A 19,722-nucleotide genomic window follows, 5' to 3' on the forward strand; every position below is an offset into this window, starting at 1 on the left:
TAAGTTGTTTTATAACTGAGCATCAAAAAGGGAGCAGTTATAACTGCCCCTTTTAAATTCATCTAAAATGATTACTTCTGAAATGATTTAGTACTCCTTTGTACGTACCACTTTCATGTTCGGTTGCTCCAATTGAATCAGAATTTTACCGAACTTCCCTCCGCGTGAAAATGTAACCATACCATCATTGTAAGTGTCTCTGATATATTGTTCAGCCAGTGCCAGTGAATCTTCATCTGCAGGTAATCCGTACGTACTAAGCCATTCCTTAAGCTTATCGACGACTTCCTCAACAGGCATCTCAATGAAACTTGTTTCTTTAGTGATCAAGGTAGTATAAGAATAATCTTTCAGGTACAGCAGCTGTTGCATATATCCCATATCTCCAGCGCTGTATGATGGATAAACACCTACTACCTCTTTAAGCTCATCAATTAGTGTGTGTTCTTTTGGCCCAGCCATCGTACTGATATAAACATACTTTTGTGCAGTGCTGATCGCCTGTTCAATCGTTTCCCAATTCGACATCGCGGGGCACATGGATGCAAATGCAAAGTCATATTTCTTCTCCCAGCCCTTGTCCTGAATTGATATGTCCTCGAACCGTTCTGAAGTAATATCAATACTGGATGTAAGGGATGCAGGAATTGTCTCTTTCATTAATGAAACTAACAGTTCAGAGGGCTCTACAGCTGTAACGGTCGCTCCTTTGGTTGCAAAAGGGATCGTAAAGATGCCCGACGCTGCTCCAATGTCTAATATCGATAACCCGTCAAAATTCACTCCCTGATTTTCAATCCAGCCTATGATGCGTTCGGATCGCTGCTTTCCCTCTTCAGTAAACGACTGTTGATGATATTCTCTAGCCCATCGTTCAAATGCTTCTGTCGCGTCAAACGCCACGCTTTTCATATTGTATTTTGAAGCTGTAGACTGATTCCTCCACGCTTCTTCCCATACAGATAGATTGAATAAACTTCCAGAATGCTTGGATATATGTTTTTCCTCAGACACGTTGCTTCCCTCCATTTCTTTTATAAAATATAAATTCGCAAAAGGATATTATCTTTTTTTTGATAAGCATCCTTTATATGAATTTAAAAGAGCTATAATATCCATAATTAATTGAAATTATATCAGAGACTTTATATATCCACAATATACTCATTGAAGTTATGCGTCAATACATAAACAAAAATAGTTCCATATTCTTTCTTAAGACAGTATCATCCAATGTAATTATAAAAATAGCTCTGCAAATTGCTTTTGCAATTTGTAGAGCTATTCAGTGCGCGAGAGGACTCAACCCCTATGGTTTCAATTCGATTTTGAGTCGCACATGCTGCACCGATTCACCAATCACTATGCTGCTCTGGTGAAGATTTATTTTCTCATCTTTCGTTGTCCTATTCTTCTAATAAAATTAGCAGATGCCGCATTTGCTTGGCTCCAAGGCTGATGTGCAGCGTATCTACATCCTGGATAGCCAATGGATTCAGCTGCTCCTCCAGAACATTTGATTCGTACGCTTCCGCAATCACTCTGCCTGGAAAACTCAAATGTGCCTCTGAATTGTCGTCCTTCACATTACTTACCCGTATAATAATGCCCTTGCTTATCTCCGCCGGTTTCACATCGAAAATGTGCACATGTTCACTCACAAAATGGATGAATTGCCCTTCATCTGCCTTCTTGCAATCCATAACAGGCGTTGCGTAGATTTGTGAGACGGCTTGAGCGGAAGTTTCAGTGATGGCTGACGGTTCGAATATCCGATAGGTCGACAACAGATAAGTAAAAGTATTAAAACCAGGCTGGCGTGCTCTAAAGTTCGTTTCCCAGTAGTTATTCATAGGCCAGGCCAACAGCAAGGGATTGCCCGACTTATCGATTTGCTTGTGCTCTCTGCCGAAATTAAAATCCCCTACTTGAACCAAAGGCGCATCGGGGCAAACCAATGTCACACCATGTTCTTCGTTGAATAGGGAAACGCTTTTGTCCACGGTCACAAAATCCCTGCATACACCTGGCAACTGCTGCTCATCCAGCTCCACTAGCTGTCCGGCAGTATCGTAGAAGCATCGCCAGTTTTCCAAATTGAGTGGAATCGCGAAGTACGTTCCTTCCGGGGTGGTGATGTCTTGCTTCATATAAGAAACTTTGATCTCAATCTCCGGCCGGTAGCTGAATAGCATGAAGCGCTGCTCTAAGTTATATACTCCAGGCGCATCCCACCGCAGCACCAGTGTCGCATCATTCGCTCCCCGCTCGACGAAGCAGTCGATCAAGTTGGAGTACGTCCGCCTTACGGCAGGCCAGTCGTTATTCCAGCAGCTGACACTATTGTTGCCTTTCTCAATCTCCCGCGAAAAAATAGTTTGTCTGCTATTTTCAGCAGCGGTCGTGTCAATCGTCTCCTGAACATATTGGAACAACGTCCATGGGCTGGACAAATCAAGCGTTTCCCAGCCGTTTTGCTTGTCATACAAGCTCAGAATTCTTCCCCGAACTGGATCGAATTGTAGTCGGTGATAAGGAGACTCTATATGGCCGTCTAGCACCTTGATCTCAAATCCCCGATTCATCGCACTAAACGGATCGTTCCATTGCTCCTTAGAGCCAGGAAAAACTTCAAGATTTGAAGCCTGCTCCGCCTTCTGCAGCTTATCGAACGGAATTTTCCGCCAGCTGAACGGCGGCAGTTCAATCACACCATAGCTCTCTCCGCCAGTAAGGCGATCGTTGTTCATGAGCACTTGCCTCATTCTGTCCGCGCTAAGATGCCGTCCAGGCGCTCTAAAGCTTGAGGGCACCCGCAGATCATGCTTGATCGGCACGGATGAATAGTTCACAAGCATGATCCCCTCGGGGTCATCACCCTGAAGTGGATTTGCGGAGAGCTGCTCCAGTTGGCTTCCAAGCAAATAGCCGGTCAGACTATTTCCTTGGTAGGCGTAGTGCGATTTGTGTGCCCATTGAATATCAACATTTAGATGATCGGGATCGGCGATGGCGTTAAATGCCCCCCAGGTGTGTTCGTCGTATAAATGGATTTGCTCCCAAGCTTGCCGTTTGATCGCAGGATATCTTCCATCCGACTTTCCTTGGAAAGCTTCCAGCAGCTCGACTGCCTTCATGCCTTGCTTCGTGCGGCGATTCAGCTTCGTTTCCTTGGCTGCGCTGCCGGAACCGAAGTTCCAGTAATCCGTCCAGTCCCCGGCATATGTCGGGAGCTCCTCCGAATGCTTGCGCACTCTTGCGTGCAGCTGCTCCGGCGTCACGAATGAAATTCGCTGTTCGCGCGACTCACTGTTCCATTGTTTGATGAGGTCTGCCAGCTCCTGATCCGGCGGGTTGTTATCGTATAACGGTAGATTGGTTGCGGTTAAATAGACGAAATCGAATGGATAGTCTGGATTATCCTCGATCTTCTTTAGATATGGGGCAAGGCCTTGCGCCATGTTATCTGTGCTTCTAGCGTTTACGTCGCAGATTTGGCTGAACAGTGAATAATGCTCACCGTTAAACGTCAGCAGCTTCCTGAGATCAGGTGCCTTCCAGTGGAAAGCATTCGGCCTTTTGAATGGAACGGCACCCATATGGATGTTGATCCCCATGATGAAAAACTCTACACCCGCATCAAGCAGCAATTGGCTGTAAGGCCAAGGCTGACCATTGACATCATGGTGAATAGCCGTATTAATTTCGATCCCAAATCGGCTGCGCAGCTCTATGATGGGCTGCAGCATACGAGTCGTTTGCTCCGCGGTCACAAGAGGTGTTGTATGCATGAAAGAAGCGGCGATGCTCATTTGCCCGCTGTGCAGATAACGACGGAACTGCTCAACCTGCTTATCAGTTGCATCCTCCAGCCATCGAAGCACAGGGTAACTGGATTCACAGGTCCAGCGGAATTTATTTTCCTCCGCCCAATCCTCGGTCGATTCGCATAATTGCAAGGCCTGATCGATATATTTCTTTTGCAGCTCCAGTAGAATAGGCTGCGCATGAGTATAGCCGATATCCAAATGGCTGTGGTGAAGCACGAGTATATCTTTAATTTTTGACACACACTTTCCTCCTGACATGCTACATTTAATCGTAACCTCGTAGCTAGTAGTTTTATTTCTAATGACCCAGCAGCCTATAAGACTTGCCGGCTTCTGTATTAAAAGAAATAATGTTTTCTGACAACTGCCACTCGATTTCCCTTTGTTGATTACCAGCGCTATCTATTTCCACAACAGATAACTCACCGTTTGGCCATGGGTTCAAGATGCTGCAGGCTCTGCCCTTATCACTTGTAAGGTCAATGTGCGTTACCTTGCCTTCCGACAGCTCACTGGATACAATAAATGCTCCAACGGCTCTCAGGTTATGAAAACGGGCATCTTTCTCCTGTGGCCAAACCGGGAACAGCTTGATCACCTGCTCATGGCTTTGCAGCAGCATTTCGTTGATGGCCGAAGGTACACCACTACAGCATTCGATGCCCCCTCCGCCAAAGAAAATAAACAAATTTGGGAAGCTATGCTCCGAGCATTGACGACGAAGCTCACGGAGAATAGTCTCAGGCTCATAACCGACACGCGCGGCGGCGGTGAATATTGTTGGAAAGCCGTTATAATCTGTCCAGCGATTTAACACTGTAATCGTGTCCTTGGCAATCTCCAGAAGCTGGGGATCTGAATCTAGACCTATCCCGCCTGCAGGCCATATGTGCTGGATCGCGAGTGTATTGTCCCCCCACCATTCGTGCCCTTGCTCCGTTAGGCGGAATATCATTTTCCCTTCGCGCTCAAATGTCGGATAATCGCTCATATGCTCCAAGACATGAGTCCACTTCTCATGACGATCCCCATCAAGCTGTAATTGTCCAGAAATATCGAGCAGCCCTTTAAATAACATCCGGATGAGCGCTAATGAAAGGATAGGATTCATATCCTCCAAACCGCGATCCCAATCATCATTGTCGTGCGACTCTGTATAGGTTCCGACTTCATGAATAGCATCACAGTAAATCACGTAACGGCCATCCTCGAAGGTCAGGTAATCCTCCCAGAAATTCGCCACCTCAATCAGGAACGGGTACATCAAGCCGGCATATTCCAAATCATACGTATAATAAAACCGCATCAGCATATTGACTGTACTTAGCACCGAATTGCTCTTCTGCCCCAAAAACATGTGCCCATTCTCATAGGGCGTATTACATAGTGCAGTAGGCAACCCTTTCGGGCCAATACCAACATCGTAATAGAGCCCTCTACATCCCAAGTATTCCTCCGCATACCGGCGACCATTAGGCATATACTCCAGCAGCGGCGTATCATACGGTTCGCTCAGTTCTATGTGGTTGGACGAATACACGCCCCACCAAGGGGCCTGGTAATTGTAATTCAAATGATAATCTCCCGCCCATTCCGGATTATCTGTCGTAATCCAATTGCCGAATAAGCCCGGCGCGAACTTCTTGTTGCGGCTGCAGCAAGCCATAATATAATGGGAACCGAACCAGAACTTCTCCAGCAACTCATCTCCAATTTCAATTGCAGACTTTGACCAGAACCCGCTCCACCAGTCAGCATGCTCCGAGCGCAGCGAAGCAATCCGATTCTCGTCATAAAGCCCGACTTTTCTAATAGACTCCTGCAAATAGTTTTCCTCATCATGGTTCGTCACTACGTAAGCAATAATATATTGTTTTGTTCCAGGTTTTAGTTCAAAAGACTGACTGCCCGACGAGCAACGCAAAGCAATAACACCTTCCGTCGGCCATTCGATGCCTTCACCGGTAAATTTACGTGCCGCCCACGCAGTGTCACCATCCTGCCCCTGCTCCGTTTCCGAGCCATTTCCGGGCTGTACCCACAGATCTAGCGTAACGGCAACGGCTTGCTTGTCGCAGCTCAGCTCCACAATTAACGCATTTTCCATGGCTGATATCCAGGAGGTCATGGTGATCGACGCTACCGCTCCATGAAATGTCGATACGATTTTTGCTTCATCCAGCCGCTGCTCGCTATAATACGAAGCATTTGCCAGATCGGGCATATGAATATCAATCCCTCCGAGCAAGCACGGGCTACCATTCGAGTACATCAGCTGGGCTTTCCAGAAATCCGTTTTCGAGATCCATATACGCTGCTGTTCAGGCTTTCCGCTAATAGTGACACCGAGATCGCCATTGCCAATGACCGGGCTATCGACGACCTTGTCTGAAGGTACAATTTTCGGAGGTTCTGTAAAGATCCCCTTATACTTTTCTACTCTCTGTTTCCATTCCACAGCTACCATGCAGATATCCACCACCAGTTTTTAATGTTCAAAATCATGCCCGCCCCCTTTAGAAGGAACATAGCGGGCATGATCGTTAATTATTTATTCGCTGCACGTCTTTCTTCATATCTCTTCAGCGCATCGTCATAGATCTTGAGGACTTTGTCCAGATCGCCTGTTTTCTTAATCTTAGCCTGGAAATCCGCCCATTTATCAAAGCTTTCTTTTCCATTCACAAATTTGTTTTGCATTTCTGCTACATACGTATTTACCGGCGACATGACCGAAGTGATCTGCTCGCGTTCATCATCTGTAAATTCAAGGCTAGGCTCGAAAATCATTGGAGGCACATAATCATTAGGGTACGGCATGTCTTGGAACGCGGTCTCCCATGGTTGATCAACGAGTTTGCTATTTACGATACCGGAGTCCTTAGGTGCAAAATCAATGAATGCTTTTGTATCAATGGCCATTTGCAGACCAGGCCGGTAAGAACTGCTTGATCTCGTTCCGTATTTATCGCTTTCAATCCATGGGTTCTCCGCACTTTTGATCGAATCTACAAAGGTCGGTTTGCCACTGGCATCTTTAGTATAGGTGGTACCTTCAATCCCCCAAGTGATCAAGTTTATAATTTCCGGCTTATATTGCAAATCCAACAGCTTCACTAATTCCTGCACATGCTTTGCCTTCGGATTGATCACCATCACCGCACCCGAGCTAACCCCTACGGAACTGAAGTCGTTTACGCTTTGCCATGCTTTCCCGTATTTTGGATTATCGGGGAATAGGGAAATGACGAACTTCTCCCCTCCCGTTGATGCGCGATTCCAGTCACCAGCAAAGGTGAACCAATTGGACAGCAAGATGAAGTTCGTACCACTCATTGCTTTTTTCTTAATAGCATCGGTTTTATCCGAGAACACCTCAGGATCTAGCAGCTTCTCTGCATATAGCTTATTGGCAAACTGCAGCGCTTCCTTATACGATTCTTCGAATGGTCCGTAAACATAGTTTTTCCCGTTCCAATAGATGGACGTGCCTCCATTGTGATTAGCATAAAAGAGTGGATCGAAAGAACCGCTTTGCGTATTCACCGGATAGGAATTTGGATATTTCTCTTTCAACGTTTTTGCGGCTGCATACAGCTCATCTATCGTGCTTGGAATATGGATGCCTTCCTTTTGAAAAATATCATATCGATAGGTTGCCGGCGTGTATACGCCCATACCTTTATCTTTTGCTTGCCTTGGAAGGTCAATGTTCCATAATCCATAGAACTGTCCATCCGAGCGGATCGCCTTGATTTTCCCATCTGTCGCTTGGTCGATTAAACTCATATAGTTAGGCAGAAGGTCTTTATACTTGCTCAGTTCCAGGAACGTGCCCTCCGTTTCATATTGCTTAAAAAGGTCTTTGCTCATGACCATGAACAAATCCGTTGTATCGCCGCTCGCAAGCAGCAGCTTGGATTTCTCCTCGTATTCACCAATTGGGATGTAATTATATTTAATGTCCAGCTCCTCACCCATTAGAGTTTCCATCTGTTTAATCCATTCCTTGTGCACCATAGAATCTTCAATTTTGGCGCCAAAGGAAGGCAGGGTTACAGAAAAGCTTAGCGTTCCAGCTTGCTCCGCAGTATTACTGTTTCCCGAATTTGTGGAATTAGAGTCAGAGCTGCATCCTGCCAAGATGGTTCCCACGCTTAGTACACTTGCAAGCAACAAAGAAGATAATTTGAAGCGTTGTCTCATCGTTACCCCTCCTGGAATCATTGTCATCTTGTTGCCCAATCCTCTCAGCTGCCTTGCTAAATTAACCTTTAACAGCGCCAATCATGACACCTTTCACAAAATATTTTTGGAGGAACGGATAGATCACCATGATGGGGAACATCGCAATGACAACAATCGCCATTTGAATATTTTTCGGATTCACATTCATTTGCGCCATCATCGCTTGCATGACTTCTGTTCCCGTCCCGGAATCGAAGGAAATGGAGAATAAATATTTCCTTAGGATCAGTTGTAAAGGATACTTATTCTCATCCTGAAGATACACCAGTGCTTCAAACCATCCATTCCAGCTCCCGACAATGCCGAATAGTGCAAATGTTGCCAAGAGTGGCTTGGAAAGTGACAAATAAATTTTCGTTAAGATTTGAACATCGTTAGCACCATCAATAACAGCGGATTCGCGTAAATCTGCTGGTATGGATTGATAAAAGGATCTGAACAAAAAGACATTAAACGCAGATACACAGCCGGGGATAATCATAATCCAATAGGTATCAAGTAAATGAAGACTGCGTGCGAGCAAATAAGAAGGAATCAAGCCACCACTAAAGAACATCGTAATGATCAGAAAGATCGAAAGAAATTTTTTGGCCATGAAATCATGAATCGTCAGCGGATACGCCATTAGCGAAGTAAAGGTTAGCATAAACAAGGTAGACCCGAGTGCATATATAATGGAATGCGCGTAGCCTGAATACAGAAATGGATCCTGCAAGATGTATTTGTAACCGCCTACATTAAAGCCCTTCGGAAAAATCGTAATTTCACCTCTAAGAATTGGCTCAGAACTACTTAAAGAAACTGCAATGACGTGCAAAAATGGATATAACATGACCACACATAGAAGCAGCATCAACAAAATATTGAACAGATCAAATATTTTTGAACCAACACTTTCTTTACCTACCATGTTCCACACCCCCTACCAAATACTCGTATCTGATACTTTACGACTTAACATGTTTGCCCCTATAAGTAAGATAAATGCAACCAAGGACTGGAAGAGCCCGATAGCTGTCGTATATTCAAATCTTGATCCCATGATCCCTTCACGATAAAGATAGGTCCCAATAACATCCGCAACCTCATAGGTGTCAGGGTTATAAAGCATAAGGATTTTCTGGAAATCCGTACCCAAAATCCCGCTAAGAGATAAAATAAGCAAAATAATCGTCGTTGGTTTGATGTGCGGCCAGTTAATATTCAGCACCTTCTGCCAGCGATTTGCACCGTCAATGCTTGCTACATCATGTAACGTAGGATCAACACTGCTTAATGCCGCGAGGTACAAGATTGTACCAAAACCGATCCCCTGCCATATGTTTGAGCTGATAAATATGGTTCTGAACCATTCTGGCTCTGACAGAAACACAATCGGATCAACGCCAAACCAACCTGCAATTTTGTTAAACAAGCCGTCCCTCTCAGTAAATGTCCGAAGAATACCAACAATAATGACCGTGGAGATAAAGTGCGGCAAATAGGATATGGTCTGCACCGCTTTTTTGAATTTAGGAAACTTTAATTCGTTAAATAATAAGGCCAAAATGATCGGAGCGGGAAATCCCCATAATAAGGAATAGATACCTAACAATATGGTGTTCTTGAGCACCCTCATCGCCATAGGATCTTGGAAAAATAAAATGAAGTACTTAAACCCCACCCATTCGCTGCCCCACATCCCTCGAACCGCACTATACTTTTTGAAGGCAATCTGTATCCCGTACATTGGAAAGTAACTAAACACCAGTACAACCAAAAAGCCAGGCAAGACCATTAAAAATAAATACCTTTGCTTCCAAAAACGTTTAAAAAACTTGTGTGAAGTTACCATCTCTGCTCTTTCCCCCTTCAAAAACTTAGCACTTAAAGCTCCTCCAGAAAAATAATTGTTACCGCTTACAACAAACAATACAACCAATGAATATCTGTGTCAATATTTTATTTATAATTAGATTATTAATGATACAATAAATGATACAGACGTTAGTTGAAAGCCCTAATTCCACTTATTAGTTATCCAAACACGAATCAAAAAAAAGCGACCTCATCGAAAGTCCGCAACGGAATTTCAATGAAGCCGCTCAATAAATTTATGCCAAAAAAGATCATTCAGATATCGAATTAACAGACTCCCCGATATAAATGTTCGATTTGCAAACTTGTCCGTAAAACAATGGGTCTTCATTGTCAGCAATCATGTTCAGCAATAATTGCGCAGCACATTGTCCCATTTCATAAAAAGGCTGTGTGACCCCAGTTACATTTAATTTGATTCTGCGATTTAAATTTTCTGCATCATAGGTAACGAACGATACATCCTCAGGTATACGATAATTCAGATTTTCTAAGGAACGGATGGCAGCCTCGGCAATTTGATCATTCGCAGTAAATACAGCCGTGAACTGCATCTCTTTCATTTTTTTCTCTAAAATTTCACAGTAATCATCAAATTCATCCGAGAAATCCTCATACTTGGTTGAAATAAAGACTTCAAATTCATCAGAATACGCTAGTTCCGAGTCAATAAAAGCCTGCTTAAAGCCCATAAGCCGTTCATTTATCGTGCTTATATTACTATTTTTAATAAATAATATTCGCCTATGTCCTTGTTCGATGAGCAGTTTGGTTAGGTTGTAAGCGCCTGCAATATTATCGCTGGTTACATAGGGAATGCTTGTGTTATAGACCACCCGATCCAAGCTTATGTATTTGATCCCATAATCCTGAAGTAAGGAGAAGATCCGATTATTAATCTCTTCATGCCCTTCGCTCATAAAGGGACTTAAGATAACCCCTTCTACCTTTCTTTCGACTGCCCCTCGTACGAGGGATTCCAGCTTTTCAAGATTTCGATCATCACTTGAACTCAACAGCTGATAGCCCCGTAAAAATAAGGTATCTTCCACACCTCGCAGCGCAGTCGCCCAAATCGGATTATCAATGCCAAAAACAAAAGCAGCCACCAGACGCGTACCACTTTGCAAAGTTTCCTTCCCTTTATTCATAAAGGTTCCTCTACGACTATCCCGGATGAGCCAACCTTCCTCCGCCAACTCCTTAATCGCCTTTTCAATCGTATTCACACTAGACTCATAATATTGGGCGAACTCGCGGCTGGATGGCAACCTATAGTTCTCAGTCCACTCTCCTCTTATCAGCCTTTGCTTAATATCTTCTTTGATAACCGAGTACTTAGCCACAGCTTCATTCTCCTCATGTAATCTTATACTTCACTGTACCCTCCCGCTTCCATCTGTGTCAAGTTTTATGATACAAGGAAACAAAATTCAAAGCCTCTTCTGAAGTTATGGAATGAGCGGTGAAGCATGGAGAGAAGACTCCACACTTCGCGGTTATTAGGCAGAACGAAGAAACAAGCTAGTCGCCCGTATATTGTCACTACTTCGTAAGGGCTCGTGGCAATAACCCAAAAGCAGTCATTTTAGACGAAGGAAAGAACTCGGAAAGAACTTTTGATAGAACAGCCCCGCTCCCTACCATTCACAAATAAACGGAGCGAACGCTCCAGGGAGGGTAATAAATATGTCTAAGACGACTGTCACCACCATTGCAAATCAAAAAGGCTTCAACACGGGGATAAGGAATGTGGCGTTGGCCGGAGCTGGTGTTCAACAACTGTTACAAAGCTTCCCAGAAAGCTCCAGCCATACAGAAGTTTATTGTGCAGTAGCGAACTGACGGGAGAGGTTCCGGTATACGGTTGGAGACAACCCTCTCTTAGCCGTAAATTGTTTGATGAAGTAAGTGTCATACTCAAACCCGGTGGCACGCGCAATTTCGTTCAAGCTCATGTCTGTGTGGGTGAGAAGATCCCCCGCAACTTTCAAGCGGTGCAACAGCAAATATCCCATTGCTGTACATCCGCATCTTTCCTGAAATCTCTTATTAAGCGACACACGATTCAAGTGTGCGCATTTCGTTAAATCTTCCAAGGTAACTTTATCGGAATAATTAGTGTATATATATTCCAGCACTAAATCAACAGGGGATTGTTCATTTTCGCGGTTCAAATCCTCAAGCATACCCAATATTTGGATGAGGTATTTTTTTATTCTGCATGCCCAGCGTGCATCGCTTTGCGCATATACTTCTGTTCCAAGCACAAAAAACCACTCAAATAATTGCGGATAAGCTTTCTCGGTAATAAAAGGTACTCCGGTGCGTGTTGGATTGCTCAGAAAAAGCGAAAACCCTGTTTGTATTTTTAACTGGCTTGGAAAGTAGTCTTCCGTTTCAGAAATCGGGGTGCTATTCAGAAAATCGGGATGATAACAGAAGGATTGCGCACAGGCGTTGTGCTTCTCAAGTATTTGTATCGTATCATCTTCGGATAAACACAGAACCCCGGGTGCTGAAACCGCTATTGGTCGTTCGTTGAGTACACCGTTGATGCTACCAGACGTAACAAAGATTAATGTAAGCCGCTCCGGATAGGGAAGACATTTAAAATCTTCGGCGGCAACAAATTCAATATTCACCGTTCTGTCTTTGTGGCGGTCAATTTGCGGCATGGTTCTCTCCTGACAGATAGTATAGTCAATTGCTTCACTTATAACAGTTTACCACAAAGGTTCGTGGGATATAATTAAGCAAGACAAAGAAAGGTGGTTATTATTATGGCAATCAACATTGCGGTAAATGGTTTCGGCAGAATTGGCAGGCTTGCCTTTCGGCAGCTTTTTGGTGCAGAAGGATATCAAATTGTCGCTATCAATGACCTGACAAGTCCGAAGATGCTTGCGCATTTGCTAAAGCACGACACAACGCAGCGACGTTATGATGAAAAGATTGATTACAGTGATAACAGCTTAATCGTGAACGGCGTGGATATTCCGATTTATGCCGAAAGAGATCCCGGCAAGCTCCCGTGGAAAGAATTGCATGTTGATGTAGTCCTGGAATGTACAGGCTTTTTCGCAACAAAAAAAGCATCTGCAGCCCATATTGAAGCAGGTGCAAAAAAAGTGGTCATCTCAACCGTTGCCGGAAAAGATATTCCTACTATTGTATATGGTGTTAATGAACAAACGCTGACTAAAGAGGATACTATTGTTTCGGCCGCATCCTGCACCACAAACTGCCTGGCTCCAATGGTTTATTACCTTAACGAGCTTACGCCGATTAAAAAAGGTTTTATGACGACGATACACGCTTATACAAACGACCAAAATACCCTTGATGGCCCTCACGCCAAAGGCGACTTACGCCGAGCGCGCTCTGCGGCCGGCAACATCATCCCAACGTCAACCGGGGCAGCAAAAGCAATTGGGCTAGTAATCCCTTCCTTGGACGGCAAACTGGATGGTGTATCCCAGAGAGTGCCGGTTATGGCCGGCTCCCTGACAGAATTGACAGTAGTCGTGGACGGTTCCGTAACTGCGGAGCAGGTCAATAAGAAGATGGAGCAGTCCCAGTCGGAGCAATACGGATATACAGAGGAAGAGCTTGTTTCGTCCGATATTATCGGCATGACTTACGGCAGCTTATTTGACGCAACGCAAACAAAAGTAACGGAGCTAGGAACAGATACCCTGGTCAAAATAGCGGCATGGTATGATAACGAAAATTCCTTTACCAGTCAAATGATTCGCACAGCCAAATATCTGGCGGAATTGTGATGTTGGCAAACTAATGTCCGTGAAATTAAAATCCCTAGTCAATAATGTCGTACCTAAGCAGTAACCACAATTATAACTACAAAATAAAACAAGCCGAAAGTAGAGATTGACGGACTTTCGGCTTGTTTGTATGTTTTAGAACAAACACCTCAAATCATCATGGATACGATTCCTTCCAGCACGATTATGACAGCAAACTGATGGGATTAGCATCGCCCCATTTAGTATGCTACTCTGGGAAAGGGTGAACATAATGACAAATCTATCTGATATTAAAATCGCAATCGTTGATGACGAGCCCTCGATTGTTACGGTGCTCCAAATGGTGCTCCGCAGGGAGGGTTCCATCGTCTGTACGAGGCTTCCACTAGTGCAGAAGCACTCGACGTAGCGGCGCGCATTGCCCCCGATATCGGCCGGCTCGACATTATGCTCCCCGACGGCAGCGGACTAGAGCTCTGCTCCAAGCTCCGTGAATACGGGAATCCGCATATTTTGTTCCTGACGGCCAAAACTTCGCCATTGGCGGCGACGATTATTTCACAAAGCCTTTCAATCCCTTGGAGGTGGCCGCAAGAATTCAGGCGCGCATCCGCCGACTGGAGCCGGAAGCTCCTACTGCCACCCTAATGAGGCGGCCTGATCCGGGGGGGTTAACGGTTCGGCCGGCTTACCGTTAACGAGGCGGAGGGCGAGCTGATCGTGGATGGACAGCTGGTTCCATGCCCCGCACAAGAGTTCCAACTGCTGCTGCACTTCTGCAAGCATCCCGGAATCGTATTTTCCAAAACGCAGCTATACGACAAGGTTTAGGGGATCAACGGCCTGAGAGATGACTCGACGGTCATAGTGCATATTCGGCGCATACGGGAGCGGATCGAGATCGATCCCGGCAACCCGAAGCTGCTAGTTACCATCCGCGGGCTCGGATACAAGCTGGTGAAGGAACCGCAGGAGCGATGAAAATACAACAACGCATGGCTTTCCACTTCGCGTATCAATTGATCTTCTGTTCCCTTCTGATTCTGACCATTACTCTGGTAGCCTGCATCCTGTACTTTCAGAATGCGAAGAACAATGAGATACGCCGAAACTTTCCGGCAGGCGCCCTGCAGTTGATCGATCAAGAAGCTAATTCCAAGGATGGGACCATTCAGATTTCACCCAAATGGGTCAAGCTCATCGAAGAAAAAGGAATGTGGTTGCAGGTTGCAAATGCTGAAGGAAAGGTAATTTACGATGTCAACTTAACTCCACATCATGCGCTGCCGGCCACCTGGACCTTACGATTTTATCATTGATTCTGTAGGAAGGGATACTTACGGCTAAAGCAGTGCTTACGATCTAGAGATACCAGAATGTCACGTATTTGCCGAAGTAGATCATGTTGAATTCTCCTGTACTTCATCTTAATATCTGCCAAATAAAAAAAGCTCATTAGATTTTGCATCTAATGAGCTTTTACTTACTTGATTGAATACCGGCGAGAGGACTCGAACCTCCACGGTTTCCCACTCGATTTTGAGTCGAGCGCGTCTGCCATTCCGCCACGCCGGCATATCATGTTTTATAAAAATATACTGGAGGCGCCACCCAGATTCGAACTGGGGATAAAGCTTTTGCAGAGCTGTGCCTTACCACTTGGCTATGGCGCCACATTTTGGAGCGGACGACGGGAATCGAACCCGCGACCCTCGCCTTGGCAAGGCGATGCTCTACCGCTGAGCCACGTCCGCATAATGGCTGGGGATATAGGATTTGAACCTATGCATGACGGAGTCAAAGTCCGTTGCCTTACCGCTTGGCTAATCCCCAAAAAAACAAAGGGGCGATCGAGGGGAATTGAACCCCCGAATGCCGGATCCACAAACCGGTGCGTTAACCACTTCGCCACGACCGCCATAATACAATATGTTCTTAAAAGTTAATTGGCAGGGGCAGCAGGAATTGAACCCACACCAACGGTTTTGGAGACCGTTGTTCTACCTTTAAACTATGCCCCTAAAAACTGGTGGAGGATGATGGATTCGAACCACCGAACCCGTACGGGAGCAGATTTACAGTCTGATGCGTTTGGCCACTTCGCTAATCCTCCAGGATTACATGGTGCCGGCGAGAGGACTTGAACCCCCAACCTACTGATTACAAGTCAGTTGCTCTACCAGTTGAGCTACACCGGCGTATTATGTTGTGATAAATGGTGGCTCGGGACGGAATCGAACCGCCGACACGAGGATTTTCAGTCCTCTGCTCTACCGACTGAGCTACCGAGCCACAATAAAGTTTAATCTTGAAACGTTACACTTTATCTAGGGCGTTCGGTGCCATATAGCAGATTAAGTGAACAAATTCCTCATGTAAAGATTAAAATGGCGGAACCGACGGGATTCGAACCCGCGATCTCCTGCGTGACAGGCAGGCATGTTAGGCCAACTACACCACGGTTCCAGATCACTTTCTTGGAAGAAAGTATAATTGCGGGGGCAGGATTTGAACCTGCGGCCTTCGGGTTATGAGCCCGACGAGCTACCGGGCTGCTCCACCCCGCGTCGTTATTAAAAGTTATATGGTGGAGGCTGAGGGGTTCGAACCCCCGACCCTCTGCTTGTAAGGCAGATGCTCTCCCAGCTGAGCTAAGCCTCCGAACAACACATTTATGATCTTATCATAAAACTGCTGTGTAAATCAACTTCTTTTTTTGAAGTTAAATATGACCCGTAGGGGATTCGAACCCCTGTTACCTCCGTGAAAGGGAGGTGTCTTAACCCCTTGACCAACGGGCCTTACTATGGCGGAGAGAGAGGGATTCGAACCCTCGAGACGCTTGTGGCGCCTACACGATTTCCAATCGTGCTCCTTCGGCCAGCTCGGACACCTCTCCATATGGCTCCCCGAACAGGGCTCGAACCTGTGACAACTCGATTAACAGTCGAGTGCTCTACCAACTGAGCTATCAGGGAATATGCTTCAGAGATCATTCTCTGAAAACTAGATCCGAAACGAAATGTGCGATTTAAAACCTGCATATCTTGGATAAGCCCTCGACCGATTAGTACTGGTCAGCTCCATGCATTGCTGCACTTCCACCCCCAGCCTATCTACCTCGTCGTCTTCAAGGGGTCTTACATACTGGGAAATCTCATCTTGAGGGGGGCTTCACGCTTAGATGCTTTCAGCGCTTATCCCTTCCGTACATAGCTACCCAGCGGTGCTCCTGGCGGAACAACTGGTACACCAGCGGTACGTCCATCCCGGTCCTCTCGTACTAAGGACAGCTCCTCTCAAATTTCCTACGCCCACGACAGATAGGGACCGAACTGTCTCACGACGTTCTGAACCCAGCTCGCGTACCGCTTTAATGGGCGAACAGCCCAACCCTTGGGACCTACTTCAGCCCCAGGATGCGATGAGCCGACATCGAGGTGCCAAACCTCCCCGTCGATGTGGACTCTTGGGGGAGATAAGCCTGTTATCCCCAGGGTAGCTTTTATCCGTTGAGCGATGGCCCTTCCATGCGGTACCACCGGATCACTAAGCCCGACTTTCGTCCCTGCTCGACTTGTAGGTCTCGCAGTCAAGCTCCCTTATGCCTTTGCACTCTTCGAATGATTTCCAACCATTCTGAGGGAACCTTTGGGCGCCTCCGTTACTCTTTAGGAGGCGACCGCCCCAGTCAAACTGCCCACCTGACACTGTCCCCGCACCGGATTACGGTACCAGGTTAGAACCTAGATACGATCAGGGTGGTATCCCAACGGTGCCTCCACGCAAGCTGGCGCTCACGTTTCAAAGGCTCCCACCTATCCTGTACAGATCGTACCCAAATTCAATATCAAGCTGCAGTAAAGCTCCATGGGGTCTTTCCGTCTTGTCGCGGGTAACCTGCATCTTCACAGGTATTAAAATTTCACCGGATCTCTCGTTGAGACAGCGCCCAAGTCGTTACGCCATTCGTGCGGGTCAGAATTTACCTGACAAGGAATTTCGCTACCTTAGGACCGTTATAGTTACGGCCGCCGTTTACTGGGGCTTCGGTTCACAGCTTCGGATTGCTCCTAACCGCTCCCCTTAACCTTCCAGCACCGGGCAGGCGTCAGCCCGTATACTTCGCCTTACGGCTTCGCACAGACCTGTGTTTTTGCTAAACAGTCGCTTGGGCCTTTTCACTGCGGCCCCCTCGTGCTATTCACACTACCGGGGCACCCCTTCTCCCGAAGTTACGGGGTCATTTTGCCGAGTTCCTTAACGAGAGTTCTTCCGCGCGCCTTAGAATTCTCTTCTCGCCTACCTGTGTCGGTTTGCGGTACGGGCACCATCACCTGGCTAGAGGCTTTTCTTGGCAGTGTGAGATCATGACCTTCGCTACTATAATTTTCGCTCCCCATCACAGCCCAGCCTTAACGATGTGCGGATTTGCCTACACATCAGCCTCACTGCTTAGACGGACATCCATCAGTCCGCGTCACTACCCTGCTGCGTCCCCCCATTGCTCATAACGGCTTACGGTGGTACAGGAATTTCGACCTGTTGTCCTTCGACTACGCCTTTCGGCCTCGCCTTAGGTCCCGACTTACCCTGAGCGGACGAGCCTTCCTCAGGAACCCTTAGGCTTTCGGCGGATCAGATTCTCACTGATCTTTTCGTTACTCATACCGGCATTCTCACTTGTATAATGTCCAGCGCTCCTTACGGTACACCTTCAACCCTTATACAACGCTCCCCTACCCCTGATGCAAAGCATCAAGCCATAGCTTCGGTGGTGTGTTTAGCCCCGTTACATTTTCGGCGCAGAGTCACTCGACCAGTGAGCTATTACGCACTCTTTCAATGGTGGCTGCTTCTAAGCCAACATCCTGGTTGTCTGTGCAACTCCACATCCTTTCCCACTTAACACACACTTGGGGACCTTAGCTGATGGTCTGGGCTGTTTCCCTTTTGACAATGGATCTTAGCACTCACTGTCTGACTCCCGGAAGTAAGTCTATGGCATTCGGAGTTTGACTGAGCTTGGTAACCCTTGCGGGCCCCGCACCCAATCAGTGCTCTACCTCCACGACTCTGTTTTCCGAGGCTAGCCCTAAAGCTATTTCGGGGAGAACCAGCTATCTCCGAGTTCGATTGGAATTTCTCCGCTACCCCCACCTCATCCCCGCATTTTTCAACATGCGTGGGTTCGGGCCTCCAGTGCGTGTTACCGCACCTTCACCCTGGACAGGGGTAGATCACCCGGTTTCGGGTCTACGTCCACGTACTAAATCGCCCTATTCAGACTCGCTTTCGCTGCGGCTCCGGCTCTTCACCTTAACCTTGCACGGGAACGTAACTCGCCGGTTCATTCTACAAAAGGCACGCCATCACCCCTAAAACGGGCTCTGACTTTTTGTAAGCACACGGTTTCAGGTTCTATTTCACTCCCCTTCCGGGGTGCTTTTCACCTTTCCCTCACGGTACTGCTTCACTATCGGTCGCTAGGAAGTATTTAGCCTTGGCAGATGGTCCTGCCGGATTCATACGGGGTTTCACGTGCCCCGCACTACTCGGGATACATCTCGGAGAGAACCAACTTTCAAGTACAGGGCTTTTACCTTCTTTGGCGGGCCTTTCCAGACCTCTTCGTTTAACCGGTTCCTTTGTAACTCCATGTGAGATGTCCCACAACCCCAAAGAGCAAGCTCTCTGGTTTGGGCTTCTCCGCGTTCGCTCGCCGCTACTGACGGAATCACTATTGTTTTCTCTTCCTCAAGGTACTTAGATGTTTCAGTTCCCTTGGTATGCCTCTGCATAACCTATGTATTCAGTTATGAGTAACTGGAAATTACCCCAGCTGGGTTTCCCCATTCGGACACCCCCGGATCAAAGCTTGCTTACAGCTCCCCGAGGCAGTTTCGTTGTTCGCCACGTCCTTCATCGGCTCCTAGCGCCTAGGCATCCTCCGTGTGCTCTTAGTAGCTTAACCATATCGCTCGTGTTCGAGCTGTCTCTTCCCTTGTTTTGCTTGCGCA

Annotated in this window: 11 protein-coding genes, 15 tRNA genes, 1 rRNA gene and 1 pseudogene; 4 read left to right on the top strand and 24 right to left on the bottom strand. The window is 46.5% G+C overall.

Annotated features, from left to right (window positions below; genetic code table 11):
- Window positions 1-87: 87 nt before the first annotated feature.
- The 7 genes from ACDJ58_RS25130 to ACDJ58_RS25160 form a co-directional block, all read right to left on the bottom strand.
- Window positions 88-1,014, bottom strand: a complete 927-nt coding sequence (locus ACDJ58_RS25130; protein ID WP_413373569.1) for a class I SAM-dependent methyltransferase — start codon at window positions 1,012-1,014, stop codon at window positions 88-90.
- A gap of 392 nt (window positions 1,015-1,406) precedes the next feature.
- The gene (locus tag ACDJ58_RS25135) at window positions 1,407-4,070 is read right to left on the bottom strand and encodes a glycosyl hydrolase-related protein (RefSeq protein WP_413373570.1); all 2,664 of its coding nucleotides are present in this window, start codon (window positions 4,068-4,070) and stop codon (window positions 1,407-1,409) included.
- Between the two features lie 58 nt (window positions 4,071-4,128).
- On the bottom strand, window positions 4,129-6,297 hold the full coding sequence (locus ACDJ58_RS25140) for a glycosyl hydrolase family 95 catalytic domain-containing protein (RefSeq protein ID WP_413373571.1): 2,169 nt from the start codon (window positions 6,295-6,297) through the stop codon (window positions 4,129-4,131).
- 80 nt (window positions 6,298-6,377) lie between these two features.
- Entirely contained in the window at window positions 6,378-8,036 is a 1,659-nt protein-coding gene (locus ACDJ58_RS25145; RefSeq protein ID WP_413373572.1) for an extracellular solute-binding protein, read from the bottom strand.
- A 61-nt stretch (window positions 8,037-8,097) separates the two neighbouring features.
- Entirely contained in the window at window positions 8,098-8,988 is an 891-nt protein-coding gene (locus ACDJ58_RS25150) for a carbohydrate ABC transporter permease (RefSeq protein ID WP_413373573.1), read from the bottom strand.
- A gap of 12 nt (window positions 8,989-9,000) precedes the next feature.
- On the bottom strand, window positions 9,001-9,912 hold the full coding sequence (locus tag ACDJ58_RS25155; RefSeq protein ID WP_413373574.1) for an ABC transporter permease: 912 nt from the start codon (window positions 9,910-9,912) through the stop codon (window positions 9,001-9,003).
- A gap of 274 nt (window positions 9,913-10,186) precedes the next feature.
- Entirely contained in the window at window positions 10,187-11,281 is a 1,095-nt protein-coding gene (locus ACDJ58_RS25160; protein WP_413373576.1) for a GntR family transcriptional regulator, read from the bottom strand.
- A 343-nt stretch (window positions 11,282-11,624) separates the two neighbouring features.
- On the opposite strand from ACDJ58_RS25160, the gene ACDJ58_RS25165 reads away from it, so the two are divergent.
- Window positions 11,625-11,780, top strand: coding sequence for a hypothetical protein (locus tag ACDJ58_RS25165; protein ID WP_413373577.1), 156 nt, complete (start codon window positions 11,625-11,627; stop codon window positions 11,778-11,780).
- Here ACDJ58_RS25165 and ACDJ58_RS25170 read toward each other — a convergent pair.
- Complete coding sequence (locus ACDJ58_RS25170) at window positions 11,759-12,613, bottom strand: helix-turn-helix domain-containing protein (RefSeq protein WP_413373578.1); 855 nt, start codon at window positions 12,611-12,613, stop codon at window positions 11,759-11,761. The two genes, ACDJ58_RS25165 and ACDJ58_RS25170, sit on opposite strands and share 22 nt — an antisense overlap.
- 105 nt (window positions 12,614-12,718) lie before the next feature.
- Between ACDJ58_RS25170 and gap the strand changes: the two genes are divergently transcribed.
- The 3 genes and pseudogenes from gap (at window position 12,719) to ACDJ58_RS25185 (ending at window position 15,021) form a co-directional block, all read left to right on the top strand.
- The gene (gene gap, locus ACDJ58_RS25175; protein WP_413373580.1) at window positions 12,719-13,720 is read left to right on the top strand and encodes a type I glyceraldehyde-3-phosphate dehydrogenase; all 1,002 of its coding nucleotides are present in this window, start codon (window positions 12,719-12,721) and stop codon (window positions 13,718-13,720) included.
- A 253-nt stretch (window positions 13,721-13,973) separates the two neighbouring features.
- Window positions 13,974-14,683 (top strand): annotated as a pseudogene (locus ACDJ58_RS25180) (response regulator transcription factor).
- Window positions 14,680-15,021, top strand: a complete 342-nt coding sequence (locus ACDJ58_RS25185) for a hypothetical protein (RefSeq protein ID WP_413373582.1) — start codon at window positions 14,680-14,682, stop codon at window positions 15,019-15,021. Before ACDJ58_RS25180 ends, ACDJ58_RS25185 begins: the two are co-directional and overlap by 4 nt.
- A 177-nt stretch (window positions 15,022-15,198) precedes the next feature.
- Here the strand turns inward: ACDJ58_RS25185 and ACDJ58_RS25190 are convergent.
- From ACDJ58_RS25190 to ACDJ58_RS25265, 16 genes are all read right to left on the bottom strand, one after another.
- Window positions 15,199-15,277: transfer RNA gene (locus ACDJ58_RS25190), tRNA-Leu, on the bottom strand.
- Window positions 15,278-15,301: 24 nt separating this feature from the next.
- Window positions 15,302-15,375 (bottom strand) — tRNA-Cys (locus ACDJ58_RS25195).
- 6 nt (window positions 15,376-15,381) lie between these two features.
- Window positions 15,382-15,456: transfer RNA gene (locus ACDJ58_RS25200), tRNA-Gly, on the bottom strand.
- A gap of 4 nt (window positions 15,457-15,460) precedes the next feature.
- Window positions 15,461-15,535: transfer RNA gene (locus tag ACDJ58_RS25205), tRNA-Gln, on the bottom strand.
- Between the two features lie 12 nt (window positions 15,536-15,547).
- Window positions 15,548-15,620, bottom strand: a tRNA-His gene (locus tag ACDJ58_RS25210).
- 29 nt (window positions 15,621-15,649) lie between these two features.
- A tRNA-Trp gene (locus ACDJ58_RS25215) sits at window positions 15,650-15,723 on the bottom strand.
- Between the two features lie 6 nt (window positions 15,724-15,729).
- Window positions 15,730-15,815: transfer RNA gene (locus tag ACDJ58_RS25220), tRNA-Tyr, on the bottom strand.
- 9 nt (window positions 15,816-15,824) lie between these two features.
- A tRNA-Thr gene (locus ACDJ58_RS25225) sits at window positions 15,825-15,900 on the bottom strand.
- Between the two features lie 18 nt (window positions 15,901-15,918).
- Window positions 15,919-15,994 (bottom strand) — tRNA-Phe (locus ACDJ58_RS25230).
- Window positions 15,995-16,090: 96 nt separating this feature from the next.
- A tRNA-Asp gene (locus ACDJ58_RS25235) sits at window positions 16,091-16,168 on the bottom strand.
- 27 nt (window positions 16,169-16,195) lie between these two features.
- A tRNA-Met gene (locus tag ACDJ58_RS25240) sits at window positions 16,196-16,269 on the bottom strand.
- An 18-nt stretch (window positions 16,270-16,287) separates the two neighbouring features.
- Window positions 16,288-16,363: transfer RNA gene (locus ACDJ58_RS25245), tRNA-Val, on the bottom strand.
- 68 nt (window positions 16,364-16,431) lie between these two features.
- Window positions 16,432-16,503 (bottom strand) — tRNA-Glu (locus ACDJ58_RS25250).
- Between the two features lie 6 nt (window positions 16,504-16,509).
- Window positions 16,510-16,601 (bottom strand) — tRNA-Ser (locus tag ACDJ58_RS25255).
- 3 nt (window positions 16,602-16,604) lie between these two features.
- Window positions 16,605-16,680, bottom strand: a tRNA-Asn gene (locus tag ACDJ58_RS25260).
- A 69-nt stretch (window positions 16,681-16,749) separates the two neighbouring features.
- Window positions 16,750-19,676: ribosomal RNA gene (locus ACDJ58_RS25265) — 23S ribosomal RNA — on the bottom strand.
- Between the last annotated feature and the right edge of the window lie 46 nt (window positions 19,677-19,722).

The organism is Paenibacillus taichungensis, from assembly GCF_047302525.1.
In the GTDB taxonomy this organism is placed as follows: Bacteria; Bacillota; Bacilli; order Paenibacillales; family Paenibacillaceae; genus Paenibacillus; species Paenibacillus taichungensis_B.

Coding starts and splice junctions, on each gene's coding strand:
- ACDJ58_RS25185 (WP_413373582.1), top strand. CDS start 14,680: ATGAAAATACAACAACGCATGGCTTTCCACTTCGCGTATCAATTGATC.
- ACDJ58_RS25150 (WP_413373573.1), bottom strand. CDS start 8,988: ATGGTAGGTAAAGAAAGTGTTGGTTCAAAAATATTTGATCTGTTCAAT.
- ACDJ58_RS25145 (WP_413373572.1), bottom strand. CDS start 8,036: ATGAGACAACGCTTCAAATTATCTTCTTTGTTGCTTGCAAGTGTACTA.
- gap (WP_413373580.1), top strand. CDS start 12,719: ATGGCAATCAACATTGCGGTAAATGGTTTCGGCAGAATTGGCAGGCTT.
- ACDJ58_RS25170 (WP_413373578.1), bottom strand. CDS start 12,613: ATGCCGCAAATTGACCGCCACAAAGACAGAACGGTGAATATTGAATTT.
- ACDJ58_RS25140 (WP_413373571.1), bottom strand. CDS start 6,297: ATGGTAGCTGTGGAATGGAAACAGAGAGTAGAAAAGTATAAGGGGATC.
- ACDJ58_RS25165 (WP_413373577.1), top strand. CDS start 11,625: ATGTCTAAGACGACTGTCACCACCATTGCAAATCAAAAAGGCTTCAAC.
- ACDJ58_RS25155 (WP_413373574.1), bottom strand. CDS start 9,912: ATGGTAACTTCACACAAGTTTTTTAAACGTTTTTGGAAGCAAAGGTAT.